General features: G+C 71.7%; 20 protein-coding genes, 1 tRNA gene and 1 pseudogene. 13 read left to right on the top strand and 9 right to left on the bottom strand.

Annotation, left to right across the window (positions count from 1 at the left end; all coding sequences use genetic code 11):
- Window positions 1–21: 21 nt before the first annotated feature.
- A complete protein-coding gene (locus OJ997_RS30175; protein ID WP_270029073.1) occupies window positions 22–1389 on the bottom strand; it encodes a sensor histidine kinase in 1368 nt (455 codons plus the stop codon).
- 26 nt (window positions 1390–1415) lie between these two features.
- Window positions 1416–2096 (bottom strand): response regulator transcription factor, encoded by a 681-nt coding sequence (locus OJ997_RS30170; RefSeq protein WP_270029072.1) that lies wholly within the window; start codon window positions 2094–2096, stop codon window positions 1416–1418.
- 94 nt (window positions 2097–2190) lie between these two features.
- Here OJ997_RS30170 and OJ997_RS30165 point away from each other — a divergent pair, with 94 nt between their 5' ends.
- From OJ997_RS30165 to egtD, 7 genes are all read left to right on the top strand, one after another.
- Entirely contained in the window at window positions 2191–3264 is a 1074-nt protein-coding gene (locus tag OJ997_RS30165) for a S1C family serine protease (protein WP_270029071.1), read from the top strand.
- A 25-nt stretch (window positions 3265–3289) separates the two neighbouring features.
- The gene (locus OJ997_RS30160) at window positions 3290–4321 is read left to right on the top strand and encodes an AAA family ATPase (RefSeq protein WP_270029070.1); all 1032 of its coding nucleotides are present in this window, start codon (window positions 3290–3292) and stop codon (window positions 4319–4321) included.
- A complete protein-coding gene (locus OJ997_RS30155; protein ID WP_270029069.1) occupies window positions 4318–5283 on the top strand; it encodes a VWA domain-containing protein in 966 nt (321 codons plus the stop codon). Before OJ997_RS30160 ends, OJ997_RS30155 begins: the two co-directional genes overlap by 4 nt.
- Before the next feature lie 79 nt (window positions 5284–5362).
- Window positions 5363–6328 carry a DUF58 domain-containing protein gene (locus tag OJ997_RS30150; RefSeq protein ID WP_270029068.1) on the top strand — a complete coding sequence of 322 codons (966 nt, stop codon included), beginning with the start codon at window positions 5363–5365 and terminating at the stop codon, window positions 6326–6328.
- A gap of 79 nt (window positions 6329–6407) precedes the next feature.
- Window positions 6408–7382, top strand: coding sequence for a VWA domain-containing protein (locus tag OJ997_RS30145; RefSeq protein ID WP_270029067.1), 975 nt, complete (start codon window positions 6408–6410; stop codon window positions 7380–7382).
- Window positions 7383–7419: 37 nt separating this feature from the next.
- The gene (locus OJ997_RS30140; protein ID WP_270029066.1) at window positions 7420–8478 is read left to right on the top strand and encodes an SUMF1/EgtB/PvdO family nonheme iron enzyme; all 1059 of its coding nucleotides are present in this window, start codon (window positions 7420–7422) and stop codon (window positions 8476–8478) included.
- A complete protein-coding gene (egtD, locus tag OJ997_RS30135) occupies window positions 8475–9458 on the top strand; it encodes an L-histidine N(alpha)-methyltransferase (protein WP_270029065.1) in 984 nt (327 codons plus the stop codon). The genes OJ997_RS30140 and egtD overlap by 4 nt, the downstream gene beginning before the upstream one ends.
- Here the strand turns inward: egtD and OJ997_RS30130 are convergent.
- A complete protein-coding gene (locus OJ997_RS30130; RefSeq protein ID WP_270029064.1) occupies window positions 9433–9816 on the bottom strand; it encodes a hypothetical protein in 384 nt (127 codons plus the stop codon). The genes egtD and OJ997_RS30130 overlap by 26 nt on opposite strands.
- 9 nt (window positions 9817–9825) lie before the next feature.
- Window positions 9826–10344, bottom strand: a complete 519-nt coding sequence (locus OJ997_RS30125) for a TetR/AcrR family transcriptional regulator (RefSeq protein WP_372517947.1) — start codon at window positions 10342–10344, stop codon at window positions 9826–9828.
- A gap of 53 nt (window positions 10345–10397) precedes the next feature.
- On the opposite strand from OJ997_RS30125, the gene OJ997_RS30120 reads away from it, so the two are divergent.
- A complete protein-coding gene (locus OJ997_RS30120) occupies window positions 10398–11021 on the top strand; it encodes a DUF2867 domain-containing protein (protein ID WP_270029063.1) in 624 nt (207 codons plus the stop codon).
- A complete protein-coding gene (locus OJ997_RS30115; RefSeq protein WP_270029062.1) occupies window positions 11005–13299 on the top strand; it encodes a DEAD/DEAH box helicase in 2295 nt (764 codons plus the stop codon). The genes OJ997_RS30120 and OJ997_RS30115 overlap by 17 nt, the downstream gene beginning before the upstream one ends.
- Here the strand turns inward: OJ997_RS30115 and OJ997_RS30110 are convergent.
- The 3 genes from OJ997_RS30110 to OJ997_RS30100 are packed head-to-tail and all read right to left on the bottom strand — an operon-like array spanning window position 13232 to window position 16579.
- Window positions 13232–13609 carry a CAP domain-containing protein gene (locus tag OJ997_RS30110; protein WP_270029061.1) on the bottom strand — a complete coding sequence of 126 codons (378 nt, stop codon included), beginning with the start codon at window positions 13607–13609 and terminating at the stop codon, window positions 13232–13234. The two genes, OJ997_RS30115 and OJ997_RS30110, sit on opposite strands and share 68 nt — an antisense overlap.
- 57 nt (window positions 13610–13666) lie before the next feature.
- Entirely contained in the window at window positions 13667–14497 is an 831-nt protein-coding gene (locus OJ997_RS37925) for a M23 family metallopeptidase (RefSeq protein ID WP_270029060.1), read from the bottom strand.
- Between the two features lie 21 nt (window positions 14498–14518).
- Window positions 14519–16579 (bottom strand): putative bifunctional diguanylate cyclase/phosphodiesterase, encoded by a 2061-nt coding sequence (locus tag OJ997_RS30100; RefSeq protein WP_270029059.1) that lies wholly within the window; start codon window positions 16577–16579, stop codon window positions 14519–14521.
- Window positions 16580–16904: 325 nt separating this feature from the next.
- Here OJ997_RS30100 and OJ997_RS30095 point away from each other — a divergent pair, with 325 nt between their 5' ends.
- The 3 genes from OJ997_RS30095 to OJ997_RS30085 all read left to right on the top strand — a co-directional run bounded on the left by OJ997_RS30095 (window position 16905) and on the right by OJ997_RS30085 (window position 18787).
- The gene (locus tag OJ997_RS30095) at window positions 16905–17468 is read left to right on the top strand and encodes a DUF5317 domain-containing protein (protein ID WP_270029058.1); all 564 of its coding nucleotides are present in this window, start codon (window positions 16905–16907) and stop codon (window positions 17466–17468) included.
- Window positions 17468–18706 carry an MFS transporter gene (locus OJ997_RS30090; RefSeq protein WP_270029057.1) on the top strand — a complete coding sequence of 413 codons (1239 nt, stop codon included), beginning with the start codon at window positions 17468–17470 and terminating at the stop codon, window positions 18704–18706. Before OJ997_RS30095 ends, OJ997_RS30090 begins: the two co-directional genes overlap by 1 nt.
- A gap of 8 nt (window positions 18707–18714) precedes the next feature.
- Window positions 18715–18787, top strand: a tRNA-Phe gene (locus OJ997_RS30085).
- A gap of 163 nt (window positions 18788–18950) precedes the next feature.
- Here OJ997_RS30085 and OJ997_RS30080 read toward each other — a convergent pair.
- Window positions 18951–19472 (bottom strand): hypothetical protein, encoded by a 522-nt coding sequence (locus OJ997_RS30080; protein WP_270029056.1) that lies wholly within the window; start codon window positions 19470–19472, stop codon window positions 18951–18953.
- Window positions 19473–19543: 71 nt separating this feature from the next.
- Window positions 19544–20029, bottom strand: coding sequence for a hypothetical protein (locus OJ997_RS30075; RefSeq protein ID WP_270029055.1), 486 nt, complete (start codon window positions 20027–20029; stop codon window positions 19544–19546).
- 159 nt (window positions 20030–20188) lie between these two features.
- Here OJ997_RS30075 and OJ997_RS30070 point away from each other — a divergent pair.
- Window positions 20189–21132 (top strand): annotated as a pseudogene (locus OJ997_RS30070) (hypothetical protein); the annotation flags it as partial.

Raw genomic sequence — 21132 nt, 5'->3', positions numbered from 1 at the left:
AAACTTAAAGGACCTGGGGCTTTAGGTTCGCCAGAGGGACGAGGAGGGGGTCGGTTCGGGTTCGCCGGTGGGGGTGGAGGCCGGGAGCTCGAGGGTGAACTCGGCTCCGCCGGTGGGGGTGTTGGAGGCGCGGACGGTGCCGCCGTGCTGCTCGGCGACCTGGCGGACGATGGCGAGGCCGAGGCCCGAGCCCGGGCGACCGCGGGACGAGGCGCCACGGTAGAAGCGGTCGAACAGGTATGGGAGGTCCTCTTCGGCGACGCCGGTGCCGTGGTCGCGGACGGTGACGCCGGACGGGCCGGCGGTGACGTGGACCACGCCGCCCGGAGGGGAGTGCTTGGCGGCGTTGTCGAGGAGGTTGTTGACCGCACGGGCGAGGCGCTCGCGGGTGCCGTCCAACACCGCGGGTTCCAACACAGCATCGAAGACGATGCCCGGGGCGTGGCGGCGGGCGCGGGTCAGGGCCTCGCGTACCAGGGCGTCCAGGCGGACGTCCTCGCTTTCGCGGCGGGGCTCATCGCCGCGGGCGAGCTCGATCAGGTCCGCGACGAGCATGCCGAGCTCCGTGGTCTGTTCCTCGACGTCCTGCAGCAGCCGGGCGCGCTCGTCGGGCGGCAGGGCCTCGGACTCCGCCAGCACCTCGATGTTCGTCCGCAAAGAGGTGATCGGCGTGCGCAGCTCGTGCGAGGCGTCGGCCACCAGTTGGCGCTGGGCGGCGACCGACCGCTCGAGCGTGTCCATCATCGCGTTGAAGTGCTCGGCCAGCTCGCCGATCTCGTCCTGCGTCTCGACCTTGATCCGGCGACCGAGGTCCTCCGTCTGGGCGATGTGACGGGCGGCGTCGCTCACCTCGGCGATCGGGGCGACCACGTTCCGGGACACCAGCCGCCCCAGGGCCACGGCCAGGGCGACTCCGCCCAGGACGACCAGCACGAGAATCAGCCGCAGCCGGGAGAGCACCGCGTCGGCGGGCTCCAGCGACCGGCCGAACTGCACCGCGAAACCGCCCTCCAGCGGCACCGTGAGCACCCGGACGTGGGTGCCGCCCACGGTGACGTCGTCGAAGTACCGGTCGGCGACGCCCGCCGCGACGTCGCGCGCGCGGTCCTGCACCGGCATCGCCACCGCCTCACTCCCGCGGACCTCCACGCCGTTGCCGGGGTCGATCAGCTGGATGTAAGGCGTCGGGCCACCGAAGCGCGCCGGCAGCCGGCCGAAACCGCCGCGGCCGAAGCGCGGCCCGCCCTGCGTCTGCGGCGGCGGGATCAGGCGCTGCTCCTCCAGCGCTCGGTCGACCTCGCCGCGCAGCTCGTTGCGCACGGCGACGTACGCCACGAACGCGCTCAACGCGACCGCCACCGCGACGGCGATCGCCACCGCGATCGTCATCCGGCGCCGTAACGGCAACGACGACATCAGTCTTTGAGCACGTAGCCCACGCCGCGGACCGTGTGGAGGAGCCGGGACTCCCCGCCCTCCTCGGTCTTGCGGCGCAGGTAGCCCATGTAGACGCCGAGCGAGTTCGACGAGGAGCCGAAGTCGTAGCCCCACACCCGCTCGAAGATCTGCGAGCGGGTCAGCACCTGCTTCGGGTGCTCGAGGAACAGCGCCAGCAGCTGGAACTCCGTGCGCGAGAGCTCCAGCAACCGCGCGCCCCGCCGCGCCTCCCACGCCGCCCGGTCCAGCGACAGGTCGGCGAAGCGCAGCACTGAGGCACCCTCGGGCCCGGTCGGCTCGGCCCGCCGCAGCAGCGCCCGCAAGCGCGCTTTCAGCTCCTTCAGGGCGAACGGCTTCACCAGATAGTCGTCGGCCCCGGCGTCCAGCCCCGCCACGCGATCGTCGACCGCGTCCCGCGCGGTGAGCATCAGCACGGGCGTGCGGTCGCCCGCGTCGCGCAGCCGCCGACAGACCTCCAGCCCGTCCACGCCCGGCATCGCGACGTCGAGGATGACCGCATCCTGGCGCGTGTCCGCCAGCCGGTCCAGTGCCTCGCGCCCGTCCGCGGCCAGCGCCACGTCGTAGCCGTCAAGCCGCAGCGCGCGGTCCAACGCGGCGCGCACGGCAGGTTCGTCGTCAACGATGAGAACGCGGGTCATAGCTCCACAGAAGTTCGATCGCGAACGTAAGAATCACAGAAGTAGAGACTTTCTTTAGAAATGCCCCACGCCTTTGCGCTCTCATGTGAGGGCTATGCGCTCCTTCGTCTCCTTCCTGGGCGGCGCTGTCACGGTCGGCCTGGTGGTCGCGCTGCTCGCTGCGGGCGGCGTGATCGACAACGACAACGACACGTCGTCCCCCTCGGCTGCCGCGCCGTCTCCCCCCACCGCCAACAGCGGCTCCGACGACAACGGCGGAGACCAGGGCAGCGCGCCCTCGGACATCTCCGAGCTCTACAAACGCGTCTCCCCGGGCGTGGTCTTCATCCAGGCGGGTCAGAGCGCCACGGGCTCCGGCTTCGTCATCGACAAGGAAGGCCACATCGTCACCAACGACCACGTGGTCGAGGAGGCGTCCCAGTTCCAGGTCGTGATCGGCGGCGACCCGCAGCCGATCCCCGCGAAGCTCATGGGCAAGGACCCGTCGAGCGACCTCGCGGTGCTCAAGGTCGACCCGAGTGACGTCAAGGGTGGCCTCACGCCGCTCGAGCTCGGCGACTCCACGAAGCTCGAGCCGGGCGACCAGGCGATCGCGATCGGCTCGCCGTTCGGCCTCGAGGGCACGGTCACGACCGGGATCATCTCCAGCCTCGGCCGCACGATCGACTCGCCGAACGGCTACCCGATCGCCGACGCGGTCCAGACCGACGCGGCCATCAACCCGGGCAACTCGGGCGGCCCGCTGCTCGACGGCAACGGCCGCGTGATCGGCGTCAACAGCCAGATCCGCAGCGGCAGCGGCGCCAACTCCGGCGTCGGCTTCGCCGTCCCGGTCTCCACCGTCAAGTTCGTCGTCCCGCTGATCAAGAACGGCGGGAAGGTCGAGCGCGCGTACCTCGGCGTGCGCAACGGCACCCCGCCGGACCGCTCGGGCGCGATCGTGGACTCCGTCGTCCCGAACGGCCCCGCCGCCCAGGGCGGCCTGCGCCCCGGCGACAAGATCACCAGCATCGACGGCAAGGCCGTCAAGTCCTCCGAGGACGTGTCCGCCGCGGTTACCGCCCGCAAGCCGGGGGAACAGGCCAAGGTGGAGGTCGTCCGCAGCGGGCAGCGACGTACGCTGACCGTCCAGCTCGGCACCCGACCCGAACGGCCGCCCGGCGGCTGATCATGCAGACCCCAGGAGATTGCACGTGACCCACGAGGACCGGCGCCTCCACGCGCTCGACTCACACGGAGAGCCGAACCCGTCGCGTGAAGCCCACGACGCGCTGGAGACGGCGCTGTTCGAGATCAAGCGCGTGATCGTGGGCCAGGAGGCGATGCTCGAGCGCGTGCTCGTGGCGCTCCTGGCCGGCGGGCATGTGCTGCTCGAGGGCGTCCCGGGCCTGGCGAAGACGCTGACCGTCAAGACGGTCGCGGACGTGCTCGGCGGCTCGTTCAAGCGCCTGCAGTTCACGCCGGACCTGGTGCCCGCGGACCTCGTCGGCACGCGCATCTACCGGCCGGACACGGGCGGGTTCGACACCGAGCTCGGCCCGGTGTTCTGCAACTTCCTGCTCGCGGACGAGATCAACCGCGCGCCCGCCAAGGTGCAGTCGGCGTTGCTCGAGGTGATGCAGGAGCGCCAGGTGACGATCGGCCACGACACGCATCACGTCCCGGCCCCGTTCCTCGTGCTCGCGACGCAGAACCCGATCGAGTCCGAGGGTACGTACCCGCTGCCCGAGGCGCAGGTCGACCGCTTCATGTTCAAGCTCGTGGTCGACTACCCGTCGCACCGCGACGAGGTCTCGGTCGTCGAGCGCAGCCTGGAGACCGGCACGGTCGCCCGCGAGGTGCTCTCGCCCGAGAAGCTCTCCGCGCACCAGCGCGCCGCGAGCACGGTGTACGTGGACCGGCGCGTGATGGAGTACGCCGTCGCGCTCACCACCGCCACACGTGACCCGGGCGACGAGAACTGGGTCGAGTTCGGCGCCTCGCCGCGCGGCTCGATCAACCTCGTCCACGCCGGCCGCGCGCTCGCGCTGCTGCGAGGCCGCGACTACATGCTCCCGGTCGACGTGCGGGACCTCGCGCGCGACGTGCTCCGCCACCGGATCGTGCTCACCTACGAGGCGCTCGCGGCCGGAGTTGATGCGGACCGCGTCCTCGACGACGTCCTCGAGCGCGTGCCGATGCCGCGCATCGAGCTGGCGCAGGAGCGCCCCTACTTCGGCGCATGACGTTCCAGGCGCCGCTTCTGCTGCTCCTCCTCGCGCTGGTGCCGCTCGTCGCGGTGCTCTACGCGTTGATGCAGCGGCGGCGGCGCAAGTACGCGGTCGCGTTCACGAACGTCGACCTCCTGGCCGCGGTCGCGGGCCGTTCGTACTCGCGCCACATCCCCGCGCTGTTCGCGCTGCTGGCGTTCGCGGCGCTGCTGGTCGCGCTCGCGCGGCCGGAGCGGACGGTGGACGCCGAGCGTCGTGAGGCCAACGTACTGCTGGTGTTCGACACGAGCGGCTCGATGCTCGCGACCGACGTCCAGCCGTCCCGCCTCGCCGCCGCCCAGCTCGCGGGCAACACGTTCACCGACGCGGTGCCGGACGGGTTCCGGATCGGCGTGATCGGGTTCGGCTCCAGCGCCCAGCAGCTGAGCGAACCGACGACGGACAAGCTGCGCGTGAAGGCGACGATCGACAGCCTGCAGGTCGCCGGCGCGACCGCGATGGGGGACGCGCTCGAGCTCGCCGTGAACTCGGCGCGCGTCCCGGTGCCGGACGGGCTCGGCGGCTCGCGACGGCTCCCCGCCGCGATCGTCCTGCTCGGCGACGGCGCGAGTACCCGCGGCTCGGACCCGATCGACGTCGTCCAGGACACCAAGAAGTACAAGATCCCGGTCTACACGGTCGCGCTCGGCACGCAGAACGGCACGCTCACCCACACCGACCCGAACACGGGCGCGACGAACACCGAGCCCGTCCCGCCGGACCTGCTGACGCTGCAGGACGTGGCGCGCGACACCGGCGGCCAGTTCTTCGCCACCGCCGACGCGCGTCAGCTCGAAGCGGTCTACCGCAACATCGGCACCCGGCTGACCCGGACGAAGGAGAAGCAGCAGGTGACCTCGGCGTTCGCCGGCGGCGCGCTGGTGCTGCTGCTGATCGGCGCCGGCCTCGGCCTCGCCCGCGGAGGACGCCTGCCGTGAGGGGCAACGACTCGCGCTGCGCGCTCGCGTCGCTGGGAGCAATCGCCCAGAGGGCGATTCTCCCGGGCGAGGTGACTCGATGAGGCTCGTGACCGACGACCGGACGCCGTCCAAGCCCGGCCCCGGCCCCGTTCCGCCCCAGGTCCTGCGGTCGCTCGACCTGGCGGTGATGAAGCGGATCGAGAGCCTCGTCCCCGGCGAGCACCTCACGCCGCAGACGGGCCAGGGCACCGAGCTGGCGATGATCCGCCCGTACCACCCGGGCGACGACGTCCGCCACATCGACTGGAACGCGACCGCCCGCATGCAGGAGCCGTACGTGCGCGTGCACGTCGGCGAGCGCGCGCTGACTTCCTGGCTGGTGCTGGACGGCTCGGCCTCGATGCAGTTCGGCACCGCCGATCGCCGCAAGGCCGACGTCGCCGAGGGCGTCGCGCTGGCCGTCGGCCACGTCGCCACGCGGCGCGGGAACCGGCTCGGCGTGCTCGGCTTCGGCGCGGGTGAGTCGCGGATCATCCGGCCGCGCCAGGGCCGTTACGGACTCCTCGGGCTGCTCGCGGAGCTGCGTCACGAGGGCAACGCGTCCGAGGGCCAGACGCTCGGCCAGGTCCTCAAGGGTGCGAGCGCGATCGGCCGCCAGCGTGGCCTGGTCGTGATCGTCTCGGACTTCCGCGGCCCACGCGACTGGGAGGCGCCGCTGCGCGAGCTGCGCGCCCGCCACGGCGTGCTGTGCGTGGAGATCGTCGACCCGCGCGAGCAGCAGCTCGTCCCGGCGGGGGACCTGTGGCTCGTGGACCCGGAGACCGGCCGTCAGGTGCACGTGGACACGCGCCGCAAGAAGGTCCGTCAGCGGTTCGCGCAGGCCGCCGCGGCCGAGCGCGACGAGGTCCGCGGCGCGATCCGCCACGCCGGCGCCGACCACCTCGTGCTGAGCACCGCGGGCGACTGGCTGCGCGTGCTGGCCGGCCACCTGCGCCGCAGCGAGGCCGCGCTGCGCTCTGGCGCGCCCGCTCGCGCAGCGATCGCGAACAGGATGCGCGGATGAGCCGGGCCGCGACAGCGAGCCGCGACGAGCGGCCGGACGGCGCGGCGCGCGCAAGCGGCGCGGGGCGGGAGGTCGTGGCGTGAGCTTCGCGGAGCCGCTTCTCCTCGCCGGGTTCATCCTCATCCCGCTGGCCGTGATGGCGTACGGGTCGCTGCAACGGCGTCGTCGGCGCGAGTCGAGCGCCTGGGCCAATCCCGCGCTCGTGCCCAACCTGGTGGCCTCGCGGCCCGGCTGGCGGCGCCATCTGCCGCCCGTACTGCTCCTGCTCGCGCTGGCCGTGCTCGTGGTCGCGCTGGCGCGGCCGCAGCGCACGGTCGCCGCGCCGCAGCGGGCGGCCAACATCATCATGGTCACGGACGTCAGCGGCTCGATGAACGCCACGGACGTGAGCCCGGACCGGCTGACCGCCGCGGTCGAGGCGGCCAAGACGCTGACCACGCGCGTCCCGCCGACGTTCCGACTCGGCCTCGTCACGTTCTCCGACTACGCGGAGCAGCGCGTCGCGCCGACGACCGACCGCGCGCAGATGAAGGGCGCGCTCGATCAGCTGCTCGCCGAGGGCGGCACGGCGATGGGCGACGGGCTGGAGCGTGGCCTCGCCGCCGCGCGCACGCCGGTCCCGAACGCCGACGGCACGGGCCTGCGCCGGATCCCGTCGGTGATCGTGCTGCTCTCCGACGGCAAGAACACCTCGGGCACGCGTGACCCGGTGGAAGTCGCCCGTGAGGCCGGGCGCGCCCGGATCCCGATCTACGCGATCGCCCTCGGCACGCCCGCGGGCGAGGTCGAGCTGCGGGACTCGTTCGGGTTCCTGCAGCGCGTCCAGGTCCCGCCGGACACGGAGACGCTCAAGGAGATCGCGCGCGTCTCCGGCGGCCGCCAGTACGAGGCCGCCGAGGCCGACAAGGTCAAGGAGATCTACGCCAACTTGGGCACGCGCCTGAGCTCTCGCTCGGAGAAGGAAGAGGTCACCGCGTTCTTCGCGGGCGGCGCGATCTTCCTGCTCATCGCCGCCGGCGGACTCTCGCTCCGCTGGTTCGGTCGCCTGATCTAGGTCAACCGCTGACCTAAATCGAACATACGATCCGTGTATGTTCGAACTCGTGGCGGAAGATCTGCACGCCGTGATGGGCGAGGTACGGGAGCGGACGTTCGCGCTCGTCGCCCACCTCGACGATGAGCGCCTGAACGCGACCCTGAACCCGATCATGAGCCCGTTGAGCTGGGATCTCGGGCACATGGCGGCCTACGAGGACCTGTGGCTGAACCACCGCGCGGGCGGCCGTGAGCTGCTGCGGGAGGACCTGGCGGCGCTCTACGACGCGTTCGAGACGCCCCGGGCGGTGCGCGGCGATCTCGAGTTCCTGCGCGGCGAGGAGCTGCTCGAGTACATGTCCACCGTGCGCGAGCGCGCGCTGGAGACGCCGGTCGGCGACGGTGTCCTGCACGAGCTCGTGATCCGGCACGAGCTCCAGCACACCGAGACGATGCTGCAGGCGATGGTGCTCGCGGGCATCGCGCCGCCCGCGCTTCACGGCCCGGTCACCGTGGACGGCTCCGGCTTGGAGATGATCGAGGTCCCGGAGGGTCCGTTCGTGCTTGGCACGGGCCCCGAAGGCTTCGCGTATGACAACGAGCGCCCCCGCCACACCGCCGACACGGCGCGCTTCACGATCGGTCGCACGCCCGTGACGAACGCGACCTGGCAGGCCTTCGTCGAGGCCGGCGGCTACGAGAACGAGGCGCTGTGGTCACCCGCCGGCTGGGCGTGGCGGACGGAGAACGACGTCACCGGTCACGCCGGCGGCCCGCCGAACGCGCCGGTCGTCCACGTCAGCCACCACGAGGCCGAGGCCTTCGCCCGTGCCCACGACGCCCGGCTCCCCACCGAGGCCGAGTGGGAGAAGGCCGCGCCGGAGCTCGAGGGCGTCGGCGCCGTCTGGGAGTGGACGAGCAGTCCGTTCACCGGCTACCCGGGTTTCACGCCTCACCCGTATAGGGAGTACTCCGAAGTGTTCTTCGGCGACCGCTACCGGGTGCTGCGCGGCGGCAGCTACGCCACGCACCCGCGTGTCGCCTCCAACCAGTTCCGCAACTGGGACCTCCCCGAGCGCCGGCAGCTCTTCGCCGGAGTCAGGATCACGCGATGAAGACGGCGTTCAAGGACATCCAGATCGTGTCGCGGCTCGGCGCGGACGAGCGCACGCTCGCGTTCGACGTGCTGGACGGGCTGACGCGGCCGTTCAAGGAGATCCCGCCCAAGCACTTCTATGACACCGAGGGCTCGCGCCTGTTCGAGGCGATCACGAAGCTGCCGGAGTACTACCCGACGCGCACGGAGCGGGCGATCCTGGAGGCCGACGCCGCGCACATCGTCGAGCTGACCGGGATGGCGGAGCTGGTGGAGCTCGGCAGCGGCGTGCCGACCAAGACGCTGCTGCTGCTGGACGCCATGCGCGAGGCGGGCACGCTGGACCGCTACATGCCGTTCGACGTCTCCGAAGTCGTCCTGCGCGAATCCGCCGAGATGCTCGTCGAGCGCTACCCGGGCGTGCGCGTGTTCGGCGTGGTCGGCGACTTCGAGCGCCATCTGGACGCGCTCCCGCCCGCTGAGGGCCCGCGCGTGATCGCCTTCCTGGGCGGCACGATCGGCAACTTCCCGCCCGGCTCGCGGCGCCGTTTCCTGCGCAGCCTGGCCCGAGCGCTAAGACCCCAAGACGCGGTGCTGCTCGGCGTCGACCTCGTCAAGGACCCGGCCCGGCTCGAGGCCGCCTACAACGACAGCGCCGGCATCACCGCGGCCTTCAACCGCAACATGCTCGCCGTCATCAACCGCGAGCTGGACGCCGACTTCGATCTCGAAGCCTTCGAACACGTCGCCTTCTACGACCGCGAGCAGCAGTGGATCGAGATGCGGCTGCGGGCGCTGCGGCCGATGGTCGTCAACGTGCGCAAGCTCGACCGTGGCGTGCACTTCGCCAACCGCGAGGAGCTGCGGACCGAGATCAGCTGCAAGTTCACCCGCAAGCGCCTGGAGGCCGACCTGGCGGCGGCGGGCCTCGCCCCGCTCGAGTTCCTGACCGACCCGGAGGGCCTGTTCGCGCTCAGCGTCGCTGGGCCAGCTCGCTGATCACGGCCTGGTAGAGCAAGTCCGCTTCCTCCTCCGCGACGCGCACGAACGTGCCGCGGATCTCGAGCTCGAGCGGACCGACCCACACCGTGCCGACCGACGTGGCGGCCAGCGCGGCGCCCACGCCGATGCACTGGTCGCCGCGCAGCCCGAGCGCCCGCATGACGAACGCCACCGAGCCCTCCTCGGTGGCGACGGCGTGCAGCTCGCCGCCGACCTCCACCACCGACTCGTCGCCGGCGAGCGCGTAGACGGCGACTTCGGCACGGGCGCAGGCCTCGAACGCCAGGTCGTTGAGGCGTGAGCCCGGGTCCAGGACCTCGGGGTCGTAGAAGACGCAGCGCAGCGAGCCGGCCATGGCCAAAACCTAGCTGCCGAGCAGGTCGACGATGCGGCCGAGCCGCTCGGGCCGCGCCGGCGCGTCGTCGAGCAGGTGGTGGCCGACGTAGAACGCCCACGCGAGCCAGGTGCGGGAATCGGCCTCCGCCTCGCTCAACCCCAGCTCGAGGAAGATGGCGTGGATCAACCCCATCCGCGCCTCGCTCACGCGCGCCCACACCGGCGCGACCAGCGGGTCGTCGGCGGCCTTGGCCAGCGCGACCTCGATCGGGTCCGCGCGCGGCTCGTACACGCGCTCGAACAGCGCGCGCAGCCGGGCGCGCGGGTCCGGCACCGCCTCGGCCAGCGGGATCAGCTCGGTCGTGTACTCGCGCTCCCACAGCGCGAGCGCCGCCTCGACGAGCTCGCCGCGGTCCTTGAAGTGCCAGTAGAAGCTGCCGCGCGTCGCGCCGACGGCGTCCTTCAGGCGATCCACGGCCACGGCCGGCACGCCGCCGTCGGCGATCGCGGCCAGCGCGGCACGGGTCCAGTCCTCACGGGTTGCGATCCTCCGTACAGTACTGTACGGTCGCTCCGTACACCACTGTATGGAGGGACCTGATGAGGCTTCCCGACGAGGCGCACACGACGTATCCGTGGCTCATCCACGCGCTCGCGCCGGACTTCGAGCTCGAGGACGTGTGGGCGCTGCCGACGCCCGGCCAGAAGGCGGACTTCCCGCGACTGCTGGACTCGTTCGTCACCCGCGGGCGGCCGGAGGACTTCCCTGCGCCGTTCCGCGCGCTGTTCGCGCTGCGCTGGCAGCTCGGCAAGCTCTTCGGCTGGGACGAGGCGGGCGGCGGCCTCGACGGGCGCGTGACCTCGCTGCGCGACCGGCTCCCGCAGCACCTGCGCGACGGCCCGCGGGGCCCCGACATCCGCACCGTGCCCGGCCGCGAAGCCGCCGAGCCGATCTTCCGCTCCGTCTACCAGACCGACGACGAGTGGGTCGCCGAGATCGCCAACCGGACCGTCCACGGCCTCCTGCACATCGGCTGGGTGCCGGCTGACGACGGCTATCGCGCCCAGATGGCGGTGCTCGTCAAGCCCGCCGGCCGCTTCGGACGCGTCTACCTGGCGGCGATCAAGCCGTTCCGGCTCGCGATCGTTTACCCCATGTTGCTGGAAACGGTCGGGCGCCGGTGGGAGGTGAGCCTAGGATCGGAGGGTGTCCGTCGTTCGTGAGCAGGAGCCGTGGGACGCGCTGCTCGCGTCGGGGCGCGTGGACGACCGGCTCGTCCGCCAGGCGATGGAGCACGCGCGCCACGCGACGATCGTCCCGATCCCGCCCGACCTGGACCCCGAGGTGCACAAGGCGCTCGCCCGCCGCGGCGTCGACTCGCTGTGGGGCCACCAGGCCGATGCGCTCGAAGCCGCGTTCGCCGGCCCGACGATCGTCACCACCGGCACCGCGTCCGGCAAGTCGCTGTGCTTCCAGCTCCCCACGCTGCAGACGATCGCCACCGTCCCGATGGCGCGGGCGCTGTACCTGTACCCGTCCAAGGCGCTCGCGCAGGATCAGGCGCGAGCGCTGCACGCGTTCAACCTCAAGCGCCTGCAGCCCGCGATCTACGACGGTGACACGCCGCGCGAGCACCGCGCGGAGCTGCGCCGGCGCGCGAACCTGATCCTCACCAACCCCGACATGCTGCACCTCGGGATCCTCCCGAACCACGCGCAGTGGGAGCGGTTCTTCAGCGGGCTCGCGGTGGTCGTGATCGACGAGGCGCACGTCTACCGCGGCGTCTTCGGCTCCCACGTGGCGAACGTGATCCGGCGGCTGCGGCGGATCTGCGAGTTCTACGGGACGGCGCCGCGCTTCCTGCTGGCGAGCGCCACCGTCGCCAACCCGGGCGAGCTGGCGGAGCGCCTCACGGGCCTCGACGACATCGAGGTGATCAGCAAGGACGGCTCGCCCGGCACGAACCGCTCGATCGCGATGTGGAACCCGCCGATCACCGACCCGGAGACCGCGCGGCGTCGCTCCGCGCTGGCCGAGGCCGCGGACCTGCTCGTCGGGCTCGTGATCGAGGGCGCGCGGACGATCGTCTTCATGAAGTCGCGCAAGGGCATCGAGCTGATGGCGAAGTTCGCCGAGCTCGAGCTCAAGAAGCGCGGCTATCCGGAGCTGGCGGAGCGGATCGCGCCCTACCGCGCCGGCTACACGCCCGCCCAGCGCCGCGAGCTGGAGCGCCGGCTCGCGTCGGGCGAGCTGCTCGGCGTCGTCTCCACGGACGCGCTGGAGTTGGGCATCGACATCGGGGCGCTGGACGCCGCGATCTGCGTCACGTTCCCGGGCACGGTCGCCTCCCTGAAGCAGATGTGGGGCCGCGCGGGCCGCCGTGGGCGCGGCCTGGCGATCTACGTCGCCGGCGAGGACGCGCTCGACCAGTTCTTCTGCCGGCACCCGGACGAGTTCCTGGAGCGGCCCGTCGAGGCGGCGATCCTGGACCCGCGCAACGAGCAGCTGTTCGCCGCGCACCTGCTGTGCGCCGCGCACGAAGGCGCGCTCTCGCACGAGGACGACGAGATCTTCGGGCCGGGCTGGCGCGAGGTCGCCGACGAGCTGGTCGGCGCGGGCGAGCTGCGCGTACGCCCCGACGGCAGCTACGTGCTGCGGCGCGCGGACGAGTACCCGGCGGGCGCGGTGTCGCTGCGGTCCGCGGGGCTGGACGCGGTGTCGGTGATCGACGGCGGGACGGGCGAGATCATCGGCACGGTCGACGCGGGCCCGGCGCCGTCGACGGTCCACCAGGGCGCGGTCTACCTGCACGGCGGGCGTACGTTCGAGGTCGCGGCGCTGCAGCTCGACGACCGCCGCGCGTTCGTCCGCCCGTTCGACGGCAACTGGTACACGCAGCCCAAGCGCGAGACGGACACCGCGATCGAGGAGGTGCTCTCGACCCGCACCGCGCTCGGCGTGAAGCTCTCCTTCGGCAAGGTCGTGGTGAGCGAGCAGGTGCTGGCCTACCAGCGCCGGCGCCTGAACGACCACGAGGCGATGGACCTGATCCCGCTGGACCTGCCGCAGACCTCGTTCTCCACCCAGGCGCTCTGGTACGAGCTCGAGGACGACGAGGTCGGCACGCTGCACGCCGCCGAGCACGCGCAGATCGCCGTCCTGCCGCTGCTGGCGATGTGCGACCGCTGGGACATCGGCGGCCTCTCGACGAACTACCACCCGCAGACCGGCGGCCCGACGATCTTCATCTACGACGGCCACCCGGGCGGGATCGGCATCTCGCGCCGCGGCTACGAGGCCTTCGAGCGGCTGGTCGGGGACGCCTACCGGCTCGTGAGCGAGTGCCCGTGCGAGTCGGGCTGCCCGTCCTGCGTGCAGTCGCCCAAGTGCGGGAACCTGAACGAGCCGCTCTCGAAGGCCGGCTCGGCCGCGCTCATGCAGCGGATGCTAGGTGCAGCACGCGGACCGTCGAGCCAGCCGCTCCGGCGCCGGCCTGCGTGAACCGGGTCGAGAGCAGCAGCTTCCGGTGCGGCGGCGAGTCCATCCAGGCGCGGACGGCCGCCGCGGGTGAGAGCCCCTCACCCTGGGCGAGGGCTTCGCCGAGCCGGGTGAAGCGTCCCGCGGGCACGCGGATGCGCGTGTCGTGGGCGAAGCGACCGGTCCGTACGAGCCGCTGGGCGAAGCGCTCCGAGGACCGCTCGAGCACCTCGTGCTGGACGAAGGGGGCCAGTCGATGACGGGCGCGCTCGGCGTTGACGGCGGCGACGGTCGGGTCGACGAGCGCGAGGGAGAGCAGCAGGGCGGAGGTCATGCCCGGCACCCTCTCGACGGACGCTAAGTCCGCTGTGAGCGCGCGATGAGGGTGTTCTTACGCCTGCGCGGCCCAGGCCTGGAGCTCGGGGAGCGGGTCGATCGGCGCCGAGGCCTTCGTCGCCCACCAGCCGTTGATCCAGATCTCGAAGTGCAGGTGCGGGCCGTCGGAGCCGCCGGTGTTGCCGACGTTCGCGATCCGCTGACCGGCGAGCACCGGCGCGCCCTTGGCGACGACGGTCGAGTTGGCCTGCAGGTGCATGAAGACGTAGTGGCGGCCGTCGACGCCCGCGATCACGACGTAGTAGCCGGCGCCGTTGGCCTGGTAGGCCACGTGGTGCACCGTGCCGGCGATCGGCGTGACGACCGGCGTGCCCTCGGCGGCCGCGACGTCCTGGCCCTGGTGGATGTGGCCGGTCCGCCCCGCGCCGAACCTGGAGAGCTCCCCGCCGAAGTTGAACGCACCCTGGACCGGGAAGATCTTCGAGCCGGTCGACGTGAGCGTGGCCGGCGGCGCCACGGGCTTGGGCGCGGCCTTCGCGCCCACCGTGAGCGCCTGGCGGAAGTACTGCTTGGACTTGCCGACCGTCACGACCAGCCGGGCCGTGTACTTGCCGGGCGCGAGCGCGGCGGTCCAGCTCGCCTTGATCGTCCCGCTCGCGCCGACGCGCCCCGTCTTCACGCGGACGGCGGGCTTGCCGGGCGCGATCACGTCCACGCGGGTGAGCGCCTTGGGCGTCGCCTTGGCCGCGAAGGTGACCGTCCCGCCCTCCGTCACGATCGCCGGGGCGGCGGTGAAGCTCCGCGCGGTCGGGGCGACGGTTCCCCCACTTTGCGCGGAGGCGGAAGCAGGAAACAGCAGGCTGGCAACGACGAGAACGACGATCACACGCCCTATTTCGGCACGTGATCAGACTTTCGTAAAACGTTGCAGGAGATCCTGCGGTGGCGCCGACGGCCCGACGGAGGCGTGGAACCCGGTGCCTCGCTCCTGAATCAGGCGCGTTGCCGCTTCCGCCGGGAGTGGGCGCGAGAGGTAGTAGCCCTGGGCAAGATCGCACCCGAGCGCCTCGAGGTGGCGCCAGGCGTCCTCGGACTCGACGCCCTCCGCGACGACGCGCAGGCCGAGGTTGTGTGCGAGCTCGATGGTGGAGCGCACGATCGCGGCGTCCGACGCGTCGACCGCCATCTCCATCACGAACGACTTGTCGATCTTGATCACGTCGACCGGGAGGCGCTTGAGGTTCGCGAGCGATGAGTAGCCCGTGCCGAAGTCGTCGACCGAGAGCGTCAGGCCGATCTGGCTCAGGCGCGTGAGCGTCGCCTCGGCGCGGGCCGGGTCGGTCATCAGCATCGACTCGGTGATCTCGAGCTCCAGCAGCCGGGCCTCGACCGAGTGGCGCGCGAGCAGGCGTGGGATCTCCACCGCGAGCTGCGTGTCCAGGAACGAGCGGGCGGACAGGTTGACGGCGACGGACAGCTCGAGCCCGGCCTGCTGCCACTCGCGCACCTGCATGATCGCGGCGTCCAGGACGAAGGAGGTGAGCGGCGTGATCAGCCCGGTCTGCTCGGCGATCGGCACGAACTCGGACGGGCCCACGATCCCGAACTCCGGGTGATCCCAGCGCGCGAGCGCCTCGCAGCCCATGATCCGGCCCGTTCGCAGGTCGGCCTTGGGCTGGTAGAAGAGGCGGATCTGGCCCTCGTTGATGGCCGAGCGCAGGCCACCTGCGAGCGCGAGGCGGCGCGGCGAGTGACGGTCCAGCTCGGGCTCGAACATCGCGAACCCGCGCCCGGCCTGCTTGGCCGAGTACATGGCGATGTCGGCGCGCTGCTGGAGGACCTCGTTGTCCTCACCGTCCTTGGGGTACAGCGCGAGGCCGATCGAGGCGTCGATCTCAAGCCGCATCCCGTCGAGCACGAACGGCTCGCGCAGGTTCGCGAGCAGCTGCTGTGCGACGGCGGCGGCGTCCTCGGACGTGGCGACCGACGGCAGCAGTACGCCGAACTCGTCGCCGCCGAGGCGGGCGACCGTGTCCGAGTCGCGCAACGCCTTCTGGAGCCGGCTGGAGACCTCCTGCAGCAGCAGGTCGCCCATGTGATGGCCGAGCGTGTCGTTGATCTCCTTGAAGTGATCGAGGTCCATGATCATCACGACCGCGGTCTCGCCCGTGCGCTTCGCGGTGCGGACCGTCTGGTCGATCCGGTCCTTGAACAGCTCCCGGTTGGGGAGGCCGGTCAAGGCGTCATGCAGCGCCTGGTGCTCCTTCGCGATCGCCTCGCGGCCGCCGCGGTGGACGGCGAAGATCGGCAGGAACAGCAGGGCGATGGCCGGCAGCGCGAAATCGGCGGCGAGCACGACGATCGGCGCCAGGCCGAGCATCAGGCCGTTGATCGAGGCCTGGAAGAAGAGGTCGCGCGCGAGGTAGGTGAACACGCTCGACTGCGTCGCGAGCGCCACCACGATCGAGACGAGCCCGATGTTGGCGATGAAGAACACGACGGCGGCGACGAGCACGCCGGGCAGGTCGGACGGGTCCAGGTGCGGCGCGGCGTCGCGCGGCAGGCCGGTCAGCACCTTCAGGACGAAGCCCGCGGCGCCGACGACGATCGCGTACTGGAAGAAGTTGAAGAGGATCTTCTGGAGCGGCTTGCGGCCCCAGGTGTCGGCGACGAGGTTGGCCGTGCCGAGCGCGATCAGGCCCGCCAGCGGGTGGACCAGGATCATCGCGGCGAGCGCAAACGTGGTCGAGGTGGTGACCTCGCCCTCGGCGCCGCGGGTCATGACCTTCAGCGTCACGAACTCGCCGGCGAAGGCGAAGACGAAGAACACCATCGCCTCGGGTGACCAGAGGCGATGGAGCTCAGCGGCTCCGTCGAGCGTCAGCCACACCGTGCAGAGAACGCCGACGACGATGACGGCGTTCACATAGGCGTCGAGCGCGGTGAGCTTTTTGACGACGGAGGGCAAACGATGGGTACTTCGAGAAACGGGTGAGGGCGCCGATACCTCGGCGCCCTCGGAACTACCACTTACGGCCGTTGCGGACCTGCTGCATGCGATCTAGCCCCACTTAACGCCGGCGCCGAGACCCTCGAGGAAAACGGCCACAACGCCCGCGACGAGCGCGAGGCGGTACAGGCGAGCCTTCATCATGGTTTGGTGACCTCCGTGTCATGGCTCCCCCCTTGAGAGCCTTTCCAGTCTCAGTTGTCGGTCAGGTCTCGACCCGAATTGAGCAATTCGACGTTTGTTGGAGTGGTGCACCGGAGGGGCCTTGCCGATCAACAGGGTCATGATCATCGGTCTCGCGTATCTGATGGTGTTGGCGAGCGTTCCGCTGCTCGGCGGGCGCCTCACGCGACTCGCTGACCTCCCGCTCCGCAAGCCCGGGCTCGCACTCGCGGCCATCCTGCTGCAGGTGCTGGTGATCTCCGTGATCCCGGACACCGGCGACCACACCTTCCACACGACCGTGCACCTGGGGTCGTACGCGCTGCTCGGTGCCTTCGCCTTCGCCAACCGCCGGATCCTGGGCGTGCCGATCATCGCGCTCGGCGGCCTGTGCAACTTCGCGGCGATCGCGGCCAACGGCGGCGTCATGCCCACGCGCGCGGGCGCGGCCGAGTCCCTGGCCGTGACGGCCAAGGACGGCGAGTTCGTGAACTCCGCCGTCCTGGAGAACCCGAAGCTCCAGTTCCTCGGCGACGTGTTCGCGACGCCGACCTCGCTGCCGCTCCACAACGTGTTCTCCGTCGGCGACCTCATCCTGATGATCGGCGTGATCGTGCTCGTGCACGGCGCCTGCGGCTCGCGCATCATGCCCCGGCGCTTCCGGGCGCAGGCCGCCCTCGCCTGATGTTCGCGGCGGCGCTGTCCGGCGCGCCGGCGCGGCGCTTCTTCGCCGCGCACGCCCAGTCCTGCCTGGGTTCCGGAGTCGCCGCGGTCGCGCTGTCGCTGCTCGCCTACGAGCGCTTCGAGAACGCGTGGGCGATCGCCGCGGTTCTGGTGCCGGACCTGCTGCCGGCGATCGTGCTCGGGCCGCTGCTGGGCGCCTTGGTCGACCGGATCGGCTGGCGGACGTGCGCGGTGGTCGGGGACGTCCTGCGCTGCTTCGCGTTCACCGTGATCCTGTTCGCCGACTCGCTGACGCTGATGATCGTCGGGGCGTTGATCGCGGGGATCGGGAACGCGCTGTTCGGGCCTTCGGCGTTGAGCGGGTTGCCGCGGCTGCTGCGCGGCGAGCGGGGCCGTGCGGCCGGGCTCGGGCTCTACAGCGCGATCGACGACCTCGGGTTGACCGCGGGCCCCGCGTTGGCGGCGATGGCGCTGGCCGTGGTCTCCCCGTCCGCGTTGATCGGCTTCAACGCGCTGACGTTCGGCGTGTCCGCGCTGCTGCTGGCCGGCGTCCGCGGCGACGTCGGCGGATCCGCGGCCGCGCGCGGGACGACCACTTTGATGGCTGACGCGCGCGCGGGCGTACGCGAGCTCGCGGGCCGGCCCGAGATTCGAACCCTGCTGATGGCCTCGACCGGCGTCGTGTTGTGCATCGGGATCACGAACGTGGGCGAGGTCTTCCTCGCGCGCGAGGTCCTGGGCGTCGGCGGCTCGGGGCTGGCCCTGATGGTCGCGGCGGGCGGGTTGGGCACGGTGCTCGGCTCGCTGTGCACGCGCTTCACGTCCGGCCGCTCGTGGATGTGGCGCCGCGCCTACGGGATCGGGCTGGCCGCGATGGCCGTCGACCTGTTCGTCTGCGCGTTCGCCGGCTCGATCTGGCTGATCGTCCCCGCCCTGATGCTCGGCGGCTTCGGCAACGGCCTCGCGCTGGTCCACGATCGGATGTTGCTCTCGCGCAGCACACCGGAAACGTTGCACGGGCGGTTGTTCGGCCTCCAGAAGACGTGCATCTCCTTCGCCTTCGCCGTCTCCTTCCTGCTCTCGGGCGCGCTGATCTCAGGCGTCGGCGTCCAGGGCGCGTTCTTCGCCATGGGCGTCGGACTGGCGCTCGTGATGGTCACTGCGCTCCCCCGTCTGCGGGCCGCGTGGCCCACTCCGCCGTCCGGACGCCCACCGGCGCTCGGCGACGCGCTAGCCTAAGCGCCCGCGGCGAGATAGCTCAGTTGGTAGAGCACACGACTGAAAATCGTGGTGTCCCGAGTTCGAGTCTCGGTCTCGCCATAAATTGCCCCGGGCCGGCTGTGGGGTGCGAAGCGGTTCCTGGCAATTTATGGCTCGACGAGACTCCCGTCGGGACCACCGCTCGGCTAGCGCCTCGCTGGTTCGAGTCTCTCGCGGTGTAGGTCTCCGCCGGCCGGTCCTGGCTAGACGGCTGCGGCCGGCGTTACTTGCGGTTGCCGTTCTTGATGGCGCTGTTGGCCAGCGTGATGAAGGCGGCCTTGCCGCCGAGGGCCTTCGCCTGGATCTCGTAGCGGACGCCCTTCTGGATCCACTGGATCGACGGGGGTGAGCACGATGCGCCGCACGAGGACGGCTTGTAGTAGCCCTTCATCCCGAGCGCCAGCTTGACGTTCGTGCGCTTGTAGCCCAGCGCCGCGCCGTCCTCGCCCTTGAACTCCGCGAGGAAGCAGGCGTTCGCGCCGTTGCAGTCCTCGGCCCCGCTGAGCGTCAGCGAGTACGCGACCTCGTGGGCGTCGCCTTCGCCGTCCGCGAAGAGCTCTCCGTCGTAGTCGAGGTTGATCCGCGACGGCAGCAGGACCACCAGGCTGGAGTCGTGCGCTCGCGCGATCGCGTCGCTGCCCAGGCGCTTCGGGACGTCGACCTGGCGAGCGGAGGCCGTCGACGCCAACGTCAAGGCGATCGCGATCGTCCCCACCAGCGTGGCGCCCATGCGTGAAGTGCTCACTTCGCCTCCCTCGTTCGTGTGCCGACGTCGGTCCCCACGATGTCACCCGAACGGCTTCGGCGACCGCTCGGCTAGCGGTAGAAGCTCGCTGGGGCCTTCTTGAGGGTCTTCGCCTTGCCCGCCTTGAAGCGGGTGCCCGTCCACGTGTAGCGGGTGCGGCGGAACGAGCTCGGGCAGCAGTTCGCGTCCTTGGAGCCGTAGTGCGGCTGGAGCACGTCGAAGGAGCGCTTGTCGTGGCGGGCGATGCCGACCTTGTAGCCCTCCTTGAAGAGGGCGACCTCGCCGGCGCCGTCCGCGCCGCCTTCGATCACGCCGAAGTGGGTGTCGCCCGCCGTGCCGCCGCTCGCGACGGTGAAGACGACGTCGGTGCCGCCGTCGCCGGTGACGTCGCCGCAGCGGACGAGGTTCACGCCCGCGTCGGCGTCGATCTCCTCCTGGGTGAGGTGGCCCGCGCCGATCAGCGTGGACTCGATCACCTCGGGCGCGCACAGGGGCGGCCTGGCGTGGGCGGTGGAGGCGGGGATCAGCAGGGCGGCGAGGATCACGAGCGAGCGCATTGCGCCCAATCTCGCTGATTGGCTCGTGCCGCGCAATCCGGGCGCCACCCTGAGATTTGGGGGCGGGCTGCACGAAACGGTGCCCGTTCAACCGTGACGGATCCGGATTCGCCGCGTAGGCTTTCCGGGACGTGCCGGGGTTGTCGACGGGTCTGATGCGTGCCTGAGCGGGTAGAGGAGCTCTCGCCCGAGCAGGCGCCTGCCGCCGCTGCGCCGACGGCGGCGCCGGAGACGGCGTCCCCGACGGGCGCGCTGCCCGGCGGGATGAGCGTGCAGCAGCTGCTGGGAATGCAGCGCGGCGCCGGGAACGCGGCGGTCTCGTCGTTCGTGGGCGGGCAGCGCGATGGCGGCGGTGTCGCCGCTCCGCCCAATCCGCGCGCGCTCCGGGACGACAGCCAGATCATGGCCGCGCTCGCGGGCGCGGCCTCGCGCGGGAACGGTGAAGGCGCGGCGGGAGCGGTCCCGCCGGGCGCGATCACCGCCGCGGTCGCGGCCGAGAACCCGGACCTCGCGCAGAAGAACGGGCATTCGCCGGACTCGGCGGCCGAGGACGCGAAGGGCAAGGCCAAGGAGACGCCCGCCCCGGCCCAGCCCGCGGCCGCGGAGGCGCTGAAGGCCGAGCCCGCCGAGATGGCCGAGCAGGGCGGCGGCGCGTCCCCCGCGGACGCGGCACCCGCGGCCAAACCCGCCCACGAGGCGCCCAAGCCCGCGAAGCCCGCCGAGGCACCCGCGGCGGCGCAGGCCGAGTCGGCCGACCCGAAGGCCGACGCCGAAGCCGTGTTCACCCAGGCGACCGGCGGCGAGACCGCGCCCGCCGGCGCCGAAGAGGACATGGAGGACGACGGCGAGGACGTCGTCGGCGAAGCCAAGCCGCCCGAGGCCAAGCAGGACGACGACGCCGGCGACGCGGGCGCCGAGTCCGAAGCCAAGGCCGCGGAGCCCGCGCCGGCCGTCGCCGCGGCCCCGGCCGCCGCGACGGCGCCGCCCACGAACCCGACGCCCGACCAGGTCCCTACGCCACCGCCCACCGCGGTGCCCGAGGCGCCGACGCCGGCCGCCCCGAGCGCCGCGTCCCCGACCCTCGACGCCGCCGCGGCGGGCGC

The sequence above is a fragment of the Solirubrobacter phytolaccae genome, from assembly GCF_027587195.1.
Lineage (GTDB): Bacteria > Actinomycetota > Thermoleophilia > Solirubrobacterales > Solirubrobacteraceae > Solirubrobacter > Solirubrobacter phytolaccae.
The sequence above is the reverse complement of the archived record's forward strand: the minus strand, read 5'-3'. Positions and strand labels throughout refer to the sequence as shown.